Source organism: Neisseria sp. P0021.S006 (assembly GCF_051956895.1).
Map to the genome: position 1 here is coordinate 1 of NZ_JBQCWZ010000044.1, position 15,547 is coordinate 15,547.

General features: G+C 49.1%; 14 protein-coding genes and 1 pseudogene. All 15 read right to left on the reverse strand.

All coding sequences use genetic code 11. The features are described from left to right. Positions 1–195 precede the first annotated feature (195 nt). Entirely contained in the window at positions 196–1,263 is a 1,068-nt protein-coding gene (gene murG, locus ACTHUM_RS09220; RefSeq protein ID WP_049335327.1) for an undecaprenyldiphospho-muramoylpentapeptide beta-N-acetylglucosaminyltransferase, read from the reverse strand. 4 nt (positions 1,264–1,267) lie between these two features. Continuing rightward, positions 1,268–2,530: an FtsW/RodA/SpoVE family cell cycle protein gene (locus ACTHUM_RS09225; protein ID WP_049335329.1), complete on the reverse strand. Its 1,263-nt coding sequence runs from the start codon at positions 2,528–2,530 to the stop codon at positions 1,268–1,270. 270 nt (positions 2,531–2,800) lie between these two features. Continuing rightward, positions 2,801–4,297, reverse strand: coding sequence for an amidase (locus ACTHUM_RS09230; protein WP_049335331.1), 1,497 nt, complete (start codon positions 4,295–4,297; stop codon positions 2,801–2,803). 243 nt (positions 4,298–4,540) lie between these two features. Then, complete coding sequence (gene murD / locus ACTHUM_RS09235) at positions 4,541–5,878, reverse strand: UDP-N-acetylmuramoyl-L-alanine--D-glutamate ligase (protein WP_070695287.1); 1,338 nt, start codon at positions 5,876–5,878, stop codon at positions 4,541–4,543. A gap of 44 nt (positions 5,879–5,922) precedes the next feature. Then, positions 5,923–7,185, reverse strand: a complete 1,263-nt coding sequence (locus ACTHUM_RS09240) for a tetratricopeptide repeat protein (RefSeq protein ID WP_004518882.1) — start codon at positions 7,183–7,185, stop codon at positions 5,923–5,925. A gap of 70 nt (positions 7,186–7,255) precedes the next feature. Continuing rightward, positions 7,256–7,543, reverse strand: a complete 288-nt coding sequence (locus tag ACTHUM_RS09245; RefSeq protein WP_440402831.1) for a tetratricopeptide repeat protein — start codon at positions 7,541–7,543, stop codon at positions 7,256–7,258. Continuing rightward, positions 7,523–8,161, reverse strand: a pseudogene (locus ACTHUM_RS09250) (tetratricopeptide repeat protein); the annotation flags it as partial. The pseudogene ACTHUM_RS09250 and the gene ACTHUM_RS09245, both read right to left, overlap by 21 nt. 52 nt (positions 8,162–8,213) lie before the next feature. Further along, complete coding sequence (locus ACTHUM_RS09255; protein WP_004518885.1) at positions 8,214–8,702, reverse strand: group II truncated hemoglobin; 489 nt, start codon at positions 8,700–8,702, stop codon at positions 8,214–8,216. A 115-nt stretch (positions 8,703–8,817) separates the two neighbouring features. Further along, a complete protein-coding gene (gene mraY, locus ACTHUM_RS09260) occupies positions 8,818–9,900 on the reverse strand; it encodes a phospho-N-acetylmuramoyl-pentapeptide-transferase (protein WP_004518887.1) in 1,083 nt (360 codons plus the stop codon). Positions 9,901–10,001: 101 nt separating this feature from the next. Beyond that, the gene (locus ACTHUM_RS09265; protein ID WP_049335337.1) at positions 10,002–10,151 is read right to left on the reverse strand and encodes a hypothetical protein; all 150 of its coding nucleotides are present in this window, start codon (positions 10,149–10,151) and stop codon (positions 10,002–10,004) included. A 442-nt stretch (positions 10,152–10,593) separates the two neighbouring features. Next, positions 10,594–11,961 (reverse strand): UDP-N-acetylmuramoyl-tripeptide--D-alanyl-D-alanine ligase, encoded by a 1,368-nt coding sequence (locus tag ACTHUM_RS09270; protein WP_004518890.1) that lies wholly within the window; start codon positions 11,959–11,961, stop codon positions 10,594–10,596. Then, complete coding sequence (locus ACTHUM_RS09275; RefSeq protein ID WP_004518891.1) at positions 11,958–12,470, reverse strand: hypothetical protein; 513 nt, start codon at positions 12,468–12,470, stop codon at positions 11,958–11,960. Before ACTHUM_RS09275 ends, ACTHUM_RS09270 begins: the two co-directional genes overlap by 4 nt. Before the next feature lie 21 nt (positions 12,471–12,491). Further along, positions 12,492–13,346: a hypothetical protein gene (locus ACTHUM_RS09280; protein ID WP_004518892.1), complete on the reverse strand. Its 855-nt coding sequence runs from the start codon at positions 13,344–13,346 to the stop codon at positions 12,492–12,494. A 24-nt stretch (positions 13,347–13,370) separates the two neighbouring features. Beyond that, positions 13,371–13,892 carry a M23 family metallopeptidase gene (locus ACTHUM_RS09285; RefSeq protein ID WP_049335339.1) on the reverse strand — a complete coding sequence of 174 codons (522 nt, stop codon included), beginning with the start codon at positions 13,890–13,892 and terminating at the stop codon, positions 13,371–13,373. Between the two features lie 180 nt (positions 13,893–14,072). Further along, positions 14,073–15,547 (reverse strand): UDP-N-acetylmuramoyl-L-alanyl-D-glutamate--2,6-diaminopimelate ligase (locus ACTHUM_RS09290; RefSeq protein WP_440402830.1); only part of this gene is annotated, 1,475 nt, incomplete at its 5' end.

Here is a 15,547-nt window from a genome sequence, read left to right on the forward strand (position 1 = left end):
TGGATGTTGGTCACTCGATTTTTCATCATAACGTTGCGTTCCGGTTGGTTTTTAGTGCGTAAAGGCGTTATTTTAAAGGGCTATCCGCTTCTGCGCTATGCTTTTATTGTAAAGGAATTTTAACAAAAGCAATAAAGGCCGTCTGAAACGCCGTTAATCAACTTTTCAGACGGCCTTGAATCGAAGTCTGCCTGCTTATTCGGTACAAGAGATGGCAACTTCCACCACATCGTCCGCGCTGTGCGGCAACGCCAGCGTACGGGCATTTTTCGCCCATTTCAGGCATTTTTCACGGTTTAATCCGCCGAGGATTTCGGCCAGTTTTTCTGCCGTCAGTTGGGTTTGCGGCAGCAGCAAACCAGCTTCGGCCTGCACCATAAAGCGCGCATTGGCTGTTTGATGATCGTCCACTGCGTGCGGATATGGCACCAGCAATGCACCCAAACCTGCAGCCGTCAACTCGGCAATCGTCAGCGCGCCGGCACGGCAAATCACCAAATCGGCATCGCGGTAGGCAGATACCATATCGGTAATAAATTCAACGCACTCGGCTTGCACACCCAATGCATCATAATCCGCCTGCAGGTTACCCAATTTATTGCGGCCGGACTGATGATACATTTGCGGACGGGCAGCCTCAGGCAATAATGCCAAAGCTTGCGGAACGGTTTTGTTCAACACATCCGCACCCAAACTGCCGCCGACCACCAAGATTTTCAGACGACCTTCACGCCCTTGGAAGCGTTCGGCAGGCTCAGGCAGGTTGGCAATATCCGCGCGGACGGGGTTGCCGACCAAACCGCCTTCGTGACTGAACGCTTTCGGGAAAGCGTATAACACCCGTTTCGCCCAGCGCGACAGTTGGCGGTTGGACAAACCTGCCACGGCATTTTGCTCGTGAATCACAATCGGCACACCGCACAGTTTTGCCGCCAAACCGCCGGGGAAGGTAACGAAACCGCCAAAACCGATAACACACTCGACACGGTGTTTCTTAATAATCTGCTGCGCCGCACGGACGGTTTTATACAGCGTAAACGGCAACATCAGCTTGCGCTTAATACCGTTGCCACGAATACCTTTAATGGCCAGCGTTTCCAAGCGTATGCCGTATTGCGGCACGATACGCTCTTCCATCGAATCCTGACTGCCCAGCCAAATCACATGATGGCCGTGCTTTTGCAGCGACTCGGCAACCGCCAATGCAGGGAAAATATGGCCGCCCGTACCGCCGGCCATCAGCATAAAAGTTTTACCGCTCATGGTTTTACTCCACCGAATAACCGCGCATTTTTTGGCGGTTTTCATAATCAATGCGCAATAACAAAGTAACGCACACCAGCATGATAAAGACAGCCGAACCGCCGTAAGACATAAACGGCAAAGTCAGACCTTTAGTAGGCAGGATACCGATGTTTACACCGATATTGAAGAAACTTTGAATACCAATCCAAATACCGATACCGTTGGCAATATACGCGCTGAACATCAAGCCCGAATCACGCGCCTGCTTGCCGATGGAAAACGCGCGCCACACCAGCCAGCCGTAGCAGAACACCAAAACCAGCATCCCGACAAAGCCAAATTCTTCACCGATAACGGCAAAAATAAAGTCCGTATGCGCTTCAGGCAGGTAGAAACGTTTTTCCAAACTTGCACCCAAGCCCTCGCCAAACCAGCCGCCGCGCGCAATCGCCATCAAGGAATGCGTCAGCTGATAGCCTTTACCCAAAGGATCGCTCCAAGGGTCCAAAAACGCCGCCACACGCGCCATACGGTAAGGTGCGGCCAAAATCAACAAGCCCATACCGCTCACAACGGTCGCCACCAATACGGCAAAATACTTCCACGGAAAACCTGCCAAAAACAGCATACCCATGGTAATCACGACAATCACGACAAACGAGCCAAAGTCCGGCTGACCCATAATCAAAACCAAACCGACCGCCACCAACATAATCGGCAGAATCAAAGTCTTAAACTTGCGGAAGCGTTCCTTTACCCTTACCCACGCGTCACTTTTAAAAGGGCTGCACACCAAATCGCCAATACCGGTAAACAAAGACGACCAACCCAAAGAATCCAAATCGCGCAACATTTCTTCACGGCGCGTAAACAGGCTGGACAAATACAAAACCGTTGCCAATTTGAAAAATTCAGTCGGTTGCAAGTTGAGCGGCCCGATATGAATCCAGCGCGTCGCGCCATTAATCTCACGGCCGACAAACAAAACCAGCAACAACAGCAAACCTGAAACAGCAAAATAAAACGGAATAATCCGCCGCCAGAAACTCATCTTCAGCAGGAAAAGCGGCAAGCATATAGCCACTGTAAACAGGATAAACATTGCCTGTTTGGACACAAAAGAAAACTGGCTGCCCCCTTCCGATGCTGCATACGCAATAGAAGCCGAATAAATCATAATCAGGCTGAAGACCGTCATTAAGACGACCATCCACAAGAGAGAAACATCAAACTTCCGACCATCGCGCGCAATCGGCCGGTCAAGCATTTTGGAAAGACTAATCATGAAAACATCCGTAACGGCTTGAATAAAATATTCAGACGGCCTGCAAATGGGCAAGAGGCCGTCTGAAAAAATGAATTAACGTTATTTTAAAGGTTTATTTCCAAACCAACAATTCAGATTCTTTAAAGATGTCGGATTCTGACGTTCTTTGCGCCCTCCCCTACCCTTTGATATCGGCAAAAGGTCGTCTGAAATCGCTTTTATGTTTTCAGATAGCCTTGTATAAATCTTTTCTTCAGGAAATAGGCTACTTTTTATCCCATGCAAACCCTACGCCAACTGCGGTATTTCCGCCCACGGCTGTATCTGTTCCAACTGCGCGGCGAGGCTAAGCAGCGTGTCTTCGCGCCCGTGTGCGGCGGCGAACTGGGTACCGACAGGCAGCCCGTTATGCCGGTAAAGCGGCACGCTCATGGCGGGGTTGCCGCTCATGTTCAGCGGCGACGTATAACCGACGTATTGCAGCGTCGTGGCGGCTTCTTTTTCTAAAAACGGGTTGTTTTTCAACAGAAAACCCAAGCGCAGCGTGCCGAACAGCAGGCGCATGGCTTTTTGTGCGGCGGGCGGCGGCATCATTTCGCCGATTTTCGGCGTGGTGCGCGGGCAGACGGGCGTCATCAACACGTCGTAGCGTGTGAAAAATGCTTTGGCGGCACGTTCCTGCGCCAGCATCACGTCGCGCGCCCATGCCATTTCGCCCGCACTGATTTGCCGACCCTGCACAATCATTGCCCACGTTGTCGGCTCAAGCAGGCAGTGCGGCAGTTTTTGTCCGGTTTCGTATTGATATTGGTAGAACAGTTTTGCCGTTTCGCCCATGACGATGATGCGGGCGGCTCGGTTGAGCTGTTCAGGCGGCGCAAAATCGGGCGTGGCTTCTTCCAATTTGTGTCCCGCGTCTTGCATCAGTTTCAAACTATGGGCGAACGCGGCTTCCGTGCCTTCGTCGTTGCCACCGCCAAACCATGCCTGTTTCCAAAAAGCTATTTTCAGACGACCTGTTTCTTGTTTCAGGCTGCCTGCAAAACCGTTTTCGGGCAGCGGCGGGCAAGCATACAGGGCGCGGGCTTGGGTTTGGGCGGCGATGTCCAGCAAAACCGCGCTGTCGCGTACACTGCGGGTCAACACATGGTCGCATACCAAACCTTGCCATGCCTCCGATGCGTTCGGCGCGTAACTGCTGCGGCCGCGCGTGGGTTTCAGCCCGAACACGCCGCAGTTGTGCGCGGGTAAGCGAATGGAGCCGCCACCGTCGCTGCCGTGCGCTGCGGGTACGACGCCCGAAGCCACTGCCGCCGCCGCGCCTCCGCTGCTGCCGCCCGCGGTGTAATCCAAATGCCACGGATTGCGCGTGATGCCGTAAATTTCGGTTTCGGTAACGGGATACGCGCCCCATTCGGGCGTAGTGGTTTTGCCGAACACGCGCAGCCCCGCATCGAGATAGGCTTGGGTCAAATCGCTGTTTTGTTTGGCAATGTAATGCTGCATCATACGCGAACCCGACCATGTCGGCGCGCCTTCCCAATCCGCCAGCAAGTCTTTGAGCAAAAACGGTACGCCCGCCAGCGGCGTATCGGCATTTTCAGACGACCCCTGCCACGCCGCCGCGCGTTCGCGCAAATCGTGCGCCAACAGATTGAGCTTGGGATTGACTTCATCCAAGCGGTTTAAAGCAGCCTGCAACACTTCATCGGCGGAGACTTCTTTTTTACGGATCAGCTCTGCCAAACCGACGGCATCGTAACGGATGTAGTCTTGAAAATTCATGGGTTTTCCTTTCGGATTGATAAACACACGTTTTGTCGGTCAGGCATAGCTGCCCGCCGCCTCGCCGTTTGCCCGCATAGGCAAATTTTAAGAAACAGTAACACCGGATAAAGGCAAGGAACAAGTTTACCGTTGCTGCAAAAAGGTCGTCTGAAACTGCCTTAACGTTTTCAGACGACCTTTGAGACAATGACACACAAGGTTTACGGTAAAACCAACCCTCTTTTCATCTTTCAGACGGCCTTACAAAGCCTTAAACGCTTCAATAAACACTTCCGAACGGTGCGCATAGCCTTTAAACATATCAAAGCTCGCACAAGCCGGGCTGAGCAACACGATATCGCCCGCTTCGGCTTGGGCGTATGCCGTTTGAACGGCTTCTTCCAAAGTGGCGCAGTCGGTCATATTCAAGCCGCAGCCGTCCAAATCGCGGCGGATTTGCGGCGCATCGACACCAATCAAGAACACACCTTTTGCCTTGCCGGCAAGCGCATCGCGCAGGGGCGTGAAGTCCTGCCCTTTGCCCATGCCGCCCAAAATCACGAAGAGCGGATTTTGCAAACCGGCAATCGCGGCGGCGGTCGCGCCGACATTCGTGCCTTTGCTGTCGTCGATAAACACCACGCCGTTTTTCTCGCCGATTTTTTCCACGCGGTGCGGCAGGCCTTGGAAGGTTTTAACGTGTTCGAGCAATTCATTTCGCGGCAAACCGATAGCCTCACACAAAGCTACGGCAGCCATCACATTGGCGGCGTTGTGCAAACCTTGCAACGGAATGTCTTGCGTGGCAATCAAATCTTCATTGCCTTGTTTCAGTCGGCCTGTCTCGCGTTCCAACCAAAAATCGGCTTGGTGCTCCAATGAAAACCATTTCACCTCGCGCCCGGCACGCTTCATGGCGCGGCAGAACACGTCGTCTGAATTTAAAACCTGCACGCCATCGCCACGGAAAATCTTGGCTTTGGTATGCGCGTAGTCGAGCAAGTCGTCGTAGCGGTCGAGATGGTCTTCGGAAATGTTCAGCACCGTCGCCGCAGTCGGGCGCAGGCTTTCAGTGTTTTCCAGTTGGAAGCTGGAAAGCTCCAACACCCACACGTCCGCCTTTTTGCCTTCGCGCTGCAATTCCGCTTCCAAAACCGGCGTGCCGATATTGCCCGCGATGACAGTATCCAGCCCGCACTTGATGCAGAGATAGCCGACCAAGCTCGTTACCGTCGTTTTGCCGTTGCTGCCGGTAATCGCAATCACCTTGTCGCCGCGGCGGTTCACAATGCCCGCCAGCAATTCGATATCGCCCAACACGCGCCCACCGTTTTGCTTGAACGCCTCGATATCTGGCTGACGCTCGCTGATGCCGGGACTGAGCGCCAAAATATCGAAACCATTATCCAACGCATCTTTCAGACGGCCCGTATAAAACACCAGCCCGTCAAACATCTTACCGATTTGCGACACGCGCTCCGGTTTCAGCTCCGCATCATACGCGGCAACCTCCGCGCCGTTTTTGCGCAGGTAGGCAATCATAGAAATGCCCGTGCCGCCTAGTCCGGCGACGAGGATTTTTTTATTTTGAAAAGTCATTTTGGTTTTGTCCTAAGTTTTTCAGACGGCCTTTGAATAAGGATTCAATATCCTTTCTGATTCAATTCTCGGTAAGCATCGCAACCTCGTTGCAATCCATTATCACAAGCCTTACCAAACCAATCTTTGGCAATCTTATAATTCTGACGAACACCTTCTCCGTTGGCATACATCACACCAAAATTATATTGGGCTTCTGCATATCCTTGCTCTGCCGCCTTACGATACCAATGCACTGCCTGTGCATCATCTTGACGAACTCCTTGCCCTTGATCATACATTATACCCAAATTGAATTGCGCTTGAGCAACACCTTGTTCTGCAGCCTTGTGATACCACCTCACCGCCTGTACATCATCTTGACGAATTCCTTGCCCATTGGCATACATTACACCCAAATTATATTGGGCTTTAGCATGCCCTTGTTCTGCCGCCCTGCCAAACCACTGCACTGCCTGTGCATTGTCTTGACGGACTCCTTGCCCTTGAAGGTACATCATGCCCAAATTAAATTGAGCTTGAGCATCTCCCTGCTCTGCTGCCTTTCTGTACCACTTAATCGCCTCTACATAATCTTGACGTACACCTTCCCCACTCGCATACATATCGCCTAAATTATATTGTGCATCTACATTCCCTTGTTCCGCAGCTTTACGATACCATCCTATAGCCTGTATGTAATCCTGATGCACTCCTTCCCCGTTAGCATATGCCACACCTAAATTATACTGACCTATGGCATCTCCATGACCAGCCGCTCTACGAAACCATTTCAACGCCTTCTCATAGTCTTTGCCAACACCTTGCCCATTAGCATACAGCATACCCAAATTTAACTGAGCATCTGTATTTTCCTGATTCGCAGCCCTATAAAACCATTCCGCAGCCTGAGCATAGTCTTGACTAACACCTTGCCCATTTTGATACAACATACCCAAATTATTTTGAGCTCCAGTATCACCCTGTTCGGCAGCCTTACGATACCATTCTGCCGCCTGTACATAATCTTGACCAACACCTTGCCCCAGCTGATACATTACACCCAAGTTAAATTGAGCTTTAGCATTCTCTTGCTCTGCTGCCTTACGAAACCACTGCACTGCTAGCCTGTTGTCTTGACTAATACCCTGTCCATTCGCATACATTGCTCCAATACTTAATTGAGCTTCTGGATCTCCTTGCTCCGCAGCTCTCAGCATATTCTTAAAATCCGGAATACTTTCAGCTAAAGCTGCCTGCCCTAACCCAAAGCAAGCCATCACACCCATTATTATTTTTTTCACCGAAACCTTCATTTTAAAATCCATTACATTCAAATTATTATTTCTGTTTTATCCTAGTTTTTCAGACGGCCCTTAGCAAAATTTAATATCCTGCCTAATCCAATTTTTGATAAGCATCACAACTTTGCTTGTCTCCATTAGCACAAGCCTTCTTAAACCATTCTTTAGCAACTATTTTACTTTGACGTACACCTTGCCCTTTTAGATACATTACACCTAAATTGTATTGGGCCTCAGAACTTCCTTGCTCCGCTGCTTTACGATACCAATATAAGGCCTGCTTATCATCTTGACGAACACCGAATCCATTATGATAAGCCACGCCAAGATCTGATTGAGCTTTGATATTTTCTTGATCTGCTGCACGATGTAGCCATAGCACCGCCTGTTTAAAATCTTTTTGCACGCCTAAACCATGCATATACCTTGTAGCCACAGTATATTGTGCTTGATTATCTCCCTGCTCCGCCGCCTTTCGATACCATTGGAACGCCTTCTCAGGAGCTTTACCGACACCTAATCCGTTATCATACATAATGGCTAAATTGTATTGGGCATCAAGATACCCTTGTTCTGCCGCCTTTTCATACCATTGAGCTGCTTGATCATAATCTTGTTCAATGCCTTTACCAAAAAAATAGATTGTTCCTAAATCATACTGAGCTTTAGCAAAGCCTTGTGCAGCAGCTTTTTGAAACCAATATTTGGCTTACTCATAATCTTGAGCAACACCTTGTCCCTTATAATATAATCCCCCTAGATTGCTCTGCGCTTCAACATCCCCCTGTTCTGCCGCTCTACGGAACCAATGTTCTGCCTGTTTATAATCTTTGGTAGCCCCTTTCCCCAAGTAATACATCAAACCTAAATTAAATTGGGATGCAGCATTCCCTTGTTTGGCTTCTTGCTCTGTTTCTGCAAAATTTGGGATATCACTTGTATTAGCCATCTGTCCGAATCCAAACAAAGCAACTGCTATTTTTCTTAACCAATTTTTCATTTTACATTCTCTCTTATATTCTTTAATGTCATAGCAGCATTTTCAAACAGACTTAATCTGAAAATTCCTCAAAAAATCTGTTTACACCGTAGCTACTCAAAATCTGCTGCAATTCCGGTGTGCGCACCCATGGGTCAACCGCCATTGGCGGCATAGGCGGTTCGATACCGTCTTCGTTTTGGTTACGACACCAATCTGCCATGGCAAAAACTTGGATTAAAACCGGCTCGGCAAGTGCTTTATCGATGTCCAGTTCGCTCATGGCTTGGGCAAAGCAGGCGATCCATTCGTTGCGGACTTGTACGTTGACGGCAAAAGGCATATGGCGGGCACGCAGTTGGGGATGGCCGTATTTTTCGACAAAGAGTTGTGGACCGCCGAGCCAGCCGCTGAAAAATTCGTAGAGCTTTTCGCGTATCAGGGTCATGTCTTCGCCGTGCATTTGGCGTAAGGCTTGGTATTTCGGCTCAAGTTCCATTAAGTCGTAGAAACGGTCGGTCAGGGTGCGGATGCCGGTTGCGCCGCCGAAAGATTGGTACATGTTTGGAGACTTTCTGTGTGGATTATTGCGGGATTTATTTTGGGACGTAGGATTCAGGCAAGCATGCTTACCTTACATAATGGCCGTCTGAAACTTTCAGACGGCCTTTGGAGATTTAGCGGATTTTGAGGGTACTTAAACCAATCAGCACCAAGACGATGGTGATAATCCAGAAGCGGACAACGACTTGGGTTTCTTTCCAGCCTTTTTGTTCGTAATGGTGATGAATCGGCGCCATCAGAAAGATGCGTTTTTTGGTTCGTTTGTACCAACCGACTTGCAACATAACGGAAATGGCTTCAACAACAAACAGGCCGCCCATGATGACGAGGACAAATTCTTGGCGGATGATGACGGCAACGGTACCGAGCGCCGCACCAAGCGCGAGCGCGCCGACGTCGCCCATAAAGACTTGTGCCGGATAGGCGTTAAACCACAAAAAGCCGAGACACGCACCACACATGGCGGTACAGAAAATCACCACTTCGTTTGCGCCGGCAACGTAAGGCAATTGCAGGTATTGGGCAAATTGGGAGTGGCCGCTGGCATAGGCAAAGATAGCAAGACCGGCGGCGACAAGTACAACGGGGAATGCGGCTAAGCCGTCCAATCCGTCGGTCAGGTTAACGGCATTGGATGTGCCGACGATGGTCAGGTAGGACAATACCAAGAAGCCAACTACGCCAAGCGGCAAGGCAACTTGTTTGAAGAAGGGAACAATCAGGATATTGTTGGCAGAATTTGTCGCAAGGTAGAACAACGCCAAACCGGCGATGATGGCAACGCTGGACTGCCACACCATTTTGAATTTGGCAGACACGCCGTTAGGGTCTTTATAAACCACTTTACGCCAGTCGTCGTAAAAACCGAGTGCGCCGGTAGCAAGCAAGACGCCTAAGAGAATCCAGATATAAGGATTTGCCCAGTTGCCCCACAAAATTGTGGACACGGTAATAGCGGTCAAAATCAGCGAGCCGCCCATGGTTGGCGTACCGTTTTTGATCAGGTGGGTTTGAGGGCCGTCAGTACGGACGGCTTGGCCGACTTTAAGCGCAGTCAGCTTGCGGATGGTCCACGGACCAAGCAATAGAGAAAACGCCAAAGCAGTCAGCGCAGCCATCACGGCACGGAATGTGGTGTATTGAAAAATATTCAGGCCGGTTAACCAGTTACTGAAATGTGCGAGCCATAAAAACATGGGGCTTCCTTTTTTGTTTTTGTTGTTACAGTGGGCTTATTGCCCAATTAAAAATAAATCGGTATGCCGTCTGAAATTTCAGACGGCCTTATTGAGTAAGATTATTTCTCTACCACGCAAATCGGATAGTTTCCGGGATTCTTTCCGCCGCCTAAATCCAAGCAGGTATCTTCATAGATAAATGCCTGTACTTTCATTCCGGCATAAAACGCGGCAATCAGCAAACCAGTCAATAGTAAAATCTTTTTCATATTTCAGACGGCCTTCTTAAGTTTTATTTTCTTGGGTCTGAAAATAATCCTTGGGATGTAAGCAAAACAAGCTGTAACAAATTGCAGCGCGAATAATGACATCCAACAATGGAAACCCGATTCTAGGGGAAACCAAATAACCGACCATATTGTAGACGATATACAGTATACAGCCATAACCTACGCGCCCAATCCTTACCTCTCCATAATCCAACAGCACTAACCAGCATCAATATCACTTGCACAAGCAAATGAAAATTTCCTAACCAAAATTCAAACCAACCCCAACGTCCTCTTGTGCTTTCGTATGCTTCGCTTATTGTCTCAAATCCTACATCTTTGATGTACTGCCACACTGCAACCGGCCATAAAACTGCTGCCACTACCATCATCCCAACGATAACCTGCAACAGTATAGGCCGTTTCCTTTTCTGTTCCATTTTCAGACAACCTCTTTATCCGTCAGTGCCTCGACCACTTCTTCCATCTTCATAAAGCGTGATCCCTTGACCAATACAGTAGCGCGTTCAGGCAAATCGTGGCTCAACACTTGAATCAGCGGATCTTTGTCAGCAAACCACAAACCTTCCGCGCCAAACGTTTCCGCTGCTTCAACGCTGTTGTCGCCGACAAAATATGCGGCCTCGATGCCTTTATCCCGTGCATACGCGCCAACTTCGGCGTGCATGGCGGCGGCTTCGTCCTCACCCAATTCGCCCATGTCGCCCATCACAAAAATACGCGGCGCAGGCATAGCAGCGAGCACATCAATGGCGGCTTTCATACTGTCGGGGTTGGCATTATAAGTATCGTCAATCAAAGTCGCGCCTTTAATGCCTTGCTTGATATTCAGACGACCTTTGATATTACTGAAATTTTTCAGGCCGTCTGAAACTTCGGCAAGGCTCAAACCTGCCGCCAAAGCCAGAGCAGCCGCCGCTACGGCATTATGCACATTGTGACGGCCGGGGACTGGCAACACCACGGCAACACGTTCATTGCCACGCACCAAATCAAATTCGCAGGACAACGGTTTCAACTCAATATTTTCTGCATGGACATCGCCACTGGCAACGCCGAAAGTCTGAGCATTCAATTGCGCAGTAGCAGCTTCAAATGTAGCGATATTGGCATCTTCGCACGGAATCAGCGCAATGCCGTCTGAAAGCAAACCTTCGTAGATTTCACTTTTTGCTTTAGCAATATCGCCGACGCCATCAAAACCGCAACCGACATGCGCGCGCAAAGCGTTATTAACCAGAGCAACATTCGGACCGGCAATTTGGGTCAGCAAAGACAATTCGCCAAAATGGTTCATACCCATTTCAATGACGGAGTAGCGGTGTTTTTCGTTCAGTTTCAACAAAGTCAGCGGCAGGCCGATATGATTGTTAAAATTGCCGGCAGTCGCCAACACAGCTTCATTACCGAATCGATGACGCAATACGCAGGCCAACATCTCTTTAACCGTCGTTTTACCGGAAGAGCCGGTAATGCCAAAGACAAACGGATTCACATTTTCACGCCACGCCTTCGCCAGTTTTTGCAAAGCCGCAAGCGTATCGTCAACCTTCAATGCGCCTTTCAAAGCCGCACAATCTTCGCGCGAAACCACAACTGCCGTTGCCCCTGCTGCCAAAACATCTTCAACAAAGTCATGCGCGTCAAAGCGCTCTCCGGCAAGCGCGAAAAATACGTCGCCTTCCTGAATATCGCGGCTGTCTGTAACAATACGCGAAACGGGTTGATTTTCAGACGGCACCGGAAGGCCGAGCGTTTGACAGATGAAATTTAGGTCTAGTGGTTTCATGATTGTGTTTCTTGTCCTTGTTCTACTTGTTCTAACGGTTCCACATTTTTATCCGTATTTTGGGAAACCATTTTTAAATGACGATAATTACGTCCTGCCAGCACAATAAAAAGAATAGCGGCAAAATTTACACCGACAGAAAGCTTATTTACCGTAAGGCTGAACCATAGTTTCAATACACTATCTATATAAAATACAAAAGAAAATACATCGCTTGCAAAAGCAATTTGCAATAAGCATGGCATGTACACATATGTCATTCTCTTAAAACCGACTTCACGGAATTTAAACGCATTCCATGCTGCAGACAACGCCAACATACCCAAAATGAAAAGTAAAATCCCAAAAAACACAGCCCATGCTATGCTGTTAATCAGTCCTTGCACACTCTGAATTGATGCCAGAATCAACCAAACCACGCCCTGCACAAAAGTCAGCCATGCCATAAATTTGCCGCTTTTGGGCAATTTTTTATATTCAGGAAATGTATTGGAAAACCAACTTTTCATACTACAAATCACTTTCTCTTATCAACTGCCGATTTTCCCGTACTGCTGGTAATCGGAAAAACACAATACAATGGTTTCACCGTTTTGGCGGTAGGGGTGGCAAAGGCTGTAATTGCCATCTTTTGCCTCATAACGTATTTCATTTGTTTGTCCAGCAAATACCCTCTGCAAGTATTCACGCTCGCTCAGATTTGGGGCATAAAGATATTGCGTTTTGCTGATTGTTTCTTTATTGCCATTCCGAGTAACGACAAAACCATTATCATCGCCTACTCCCCGAGCATTGGGTGCCTGCTCATCAATCCCACTTAACTGGGAATCAGCTGAGAAAGCCAAATAAACCTGTTTATTACCGATCGTATCCGGCACAATCACTGTAGCTGCTTTAAAGGCAGAATCTTCCTTCGACATCAGCTCAAGGATTAACGCTGCTTTTTTAATATACGCAAAATCAAAACGATAATCTGCCAATGCATTGATTTGCGATGGATTATCCTTGACGATACGCTCTAGAGATTGAGTCAAAATCTGACGTTTTTTCTGAACAGTCAGATAATTTCCGCCAAATAACAGGGCTGCTAAAACGGGAAATACTGCCAACAACAAATATAAGGTTTTTCGGCCACCTTTGCTTTCTTCCTCTTGTCCTCGCTCGGCAATACGGGTCAAATTCAGCATGATGTTCAGTATCAAGGCACCCGCCATCACGGCAAAAATCCCCAAAATACTCATCAGGAAAATTTCCGTAATGTATTCGCGGAACACCTTAAGCCCGAAAACATTGGATAGAATCAGAACAAATACCCAGTACACCAGCAGCACAACTGCCACCATACCGACGATATTCGTTGCCTTAACCAATTTCTTTGCGTTCATACTCTCAAATCTTGTTCAGACGGCCTATCTGTTCTGATTAATCAGCGGATACGGATTCACCGCGCCGTTCGGCAGATATACACCGTAATGCAGGTGGGCCGGTGTGGTTCTGGCATTGCCGGTTTTACCGACATAGCCGATGACCTGTCCTTCTTTTACTCGTTCATACAGGCGGATACGGGCAAATTTATTGAGGTGGGCATAGTAATGCCACGCACCCGGCCCTTGAATACCGATAACTTTACCGCCCAATCGGTTGCGCCCGATTTTGGTGACGATACCGGGCGTGGTACTGCGTATCGGCGTGTTTTTCTTAGCAAAAATATCCACACCTTCATGCCTTCGCCCCTGACTGCGCGCTGCGCCCCAAGTGTCGTCAAAACGCTTGCCTTTAACGGGATTCGGCAGGCTTTGCTCGACCGGAGGCTGTTGCGCCCTCAACTGCTCGATTTCGGCAGTAGGACGCGGAAGTTGTTTGGTTGTACAGCCTGCAAATAAAACTACGGCTGCACTGATTAATAAGGTTTTTGTCGGCATTTTCAGCATCAAATCGGTCTCCTTGTTGTTCAGACGGCCTTATTAAAAAGTCTTCCGAAACAAACAACTGTGATGGGTTTAATGGCTGACGTGCCGTAATGCGTGTGTCGTATTGCTTTTATTGTATATGTTTAAATCTTTTTCAGACGGCCTTAAGGTTTCGGGCCGTCTGAACATTTGCGATATGGCTTAACCGCGCTCTGCCAATGCTTTTTCTGCGATTTCAAAATCGGAGAAATGATGCTTCACGCCTTGTACATCCTGATAGTTTTCATGCCCTTTACCAGCAATCAGAATGATGTCGTTAGCGGCAGCCTGCTCAACCGCATAACGGATGGCAACGGCACGATCAACTTCGACACGTTCAGGATTAGATACAGCAGGCAAAATATCGTTGATGATGTCTTGAGGATTTTCCAAGCGCGGGTTATCGCTGGTAACCACTACTTTATCGGCACCCTGAACTGCTGCCGCACCCATCAATGGGCGTTTGCCGCAGTCTCGGTTGCCGCCGCAGCCGAATACGCACCACAAAGCCGCGCCCTGCGGTTTGATTTCCTGCAAAGTGGAGAGTGCTTTTTCCAGTGCATCCGGCGTGTGGGCATAATCGACAACGACCAAAGGTTTGCCGCTGTTCATAATGCAATCCATGCGGCCTGAAGCGGGACGGATTTTTGCCAGTACTTCCAATACTTTATCAATCGGATAACCGTTGGCACAAAGCAAGGCGATGCAGGCAGCGAGGTTTTGCGCGTTGAATCGTCCGAGCAGACGGGTACGGCATTTTCCTTCGCCCCATGGTGTTTGGAATACGGCTTCCATGCCGTCTGAAGAAGCGGTGAAATCGGTAATGCGGATATCGGCTTGCTCGCTGAAACCATAGCCATAAACGGCTAAATCGGGACAGTCTTTTTTCAGACGGCCTGCGAGTTCTGCACCGTATTCATCATCGACATTGATGATGGCGTGTTGCAGACCATGCCAGTAGAACAGGCGCGATTTGATGGCACCATAGGCTTCCATGGTGCCGTGATAGTCGAGATGGTCGCGGGTGAGATTGGTAAAGATTGCGCTGCGAAACGGCACGCCGTTGACGCGCGATTGGTCAAGGCCGTGGCTGGAAACTTCCATCGCGGCGGCTGTTGCGCCTTGCTGGCGGAAGCGGTAGAGCAGGGTTTGGACATCGACAGGAGCAGGTGTGGTATGTGTGGTTTCTTCCAATGTGCCCCAAAAGCCGTTGCCGACTGTGCCGATAATGGCGGTTTTTTCGCCCAACAGATCGGCAGCTTGCGCCAGCCATTGTGTGATAGAGGTTTTGCCGTTGGTACCGGTTACGCCCCAAACTTTAAGGCTGTCTGAAACATTACCGTAAACCTGCGCCGCCAACATACCGGCGCGATGTTTCAGATCTTTAATGCCTTGATTAGGAACGTTCCATTCGGGATTCCATGTAAATTTGCCGTCATCATCCCAAAAAACAAAGGTTGCACCGTTGGCAATGGCGGCAGGAATATAGCTGCGGCCGTCTGTATATTCGCCCTGACAGGCAACGAAAATGTCACCCTGTTTAATTTGTCGGCTGTCTGAATGCAACAAACGCCCTGCTGCGTTTTCACACAGCAGAGGCGGAAAGTTGGTTTCAGCCAAGGGGGTTAACTTGCTGA

Bases quoted from the DNA above. Each gene is read 5' to 3' on its own strand.
- ACTHUM_RS09230 (WP_049335331.1), bottom strand. From the start codon at position 4,297: ATGAATTTTCAAGACTACATCCGTTACGATGCCGTCGGTTTGGCAGAG.
- mraY (WP_004518887.1), bottom strand. From the start codon at position 9,900: ATGTTTTTATGGCTCGCACATTTCAGTAACTGGTTAACCGGCCTGAAT.
- ACTHUM_RS09255 (WP_004518885.1), bottom strand. From the start codon at position 8,702: ATGTACCAATCTTTCGGCGGCGCAACCGGCATCCGCACCCTGACCGAC.
- ACTHUM_RS09275 (WP_004518891.1), bottom strand. From the start codon at position 12,470: ATGAAAAGTTGGTTTTCCAATACATTTCCTGAATATAAAAAATTGCCC.
- ACTHUM_RS09240 (WP_004518882.1), bottom strand. From the start codon at position 7,185: ATGGATTTTAAAATGAAGGTTTCGGTGAAAAAAATAATAATGGGTGTG.
- murD (WP_070695287.1), bottom strand. From the start codon at position 5,878: ATGACTTTTCAAAATAAAAAAATCCTCGTCGCCGGACTAGGCGGCACG.
- ACTHUM_RS09225 (WP_049335329.1), bottom strand. From the start codon at position 2,530: ATGATTAGTCTTTCCAAAATGCTTGACCGGCCGATTGCGCGCGATGGT.
- murG (WP_049335327.1), bottom strand. From the start codon at position 1,263: ATGAGCGGTAAAACTTTTATGCTGATGGCCGGCGGTACGGGCGGCCAT.
- ACTHUM_RS09280 (WP_004518892.1), bottom strand. From the start codon at position 13,346: ATGAACGCAAAGAAATTGGTTAAGGCAACGAATATCGTCGGTATGGTG.
- ACTHUM_RS09270 (WP_004518890.1), bottom strand. From the start codon at position 11,961: ATGAAACCACTAGACCTAAATTTCATCTGTCAAACGCTCGGCCTTCCG.
- ACTHUM_RS09285 (WP_049335339.1), bottom strand. From the start codon at position 13,892: ATGCTGAAAATGCCGACAAAAACCTTATTAATCAGTGCAGCCGTAGTT.
- ACTHUM_RS09265 (WP_049335337.1), bottom strand. From the start codon at position 10,151: ATGAAAAAGATTTTACTATTGACTGGTTTGCTGATTGCCGCGTTTTAT.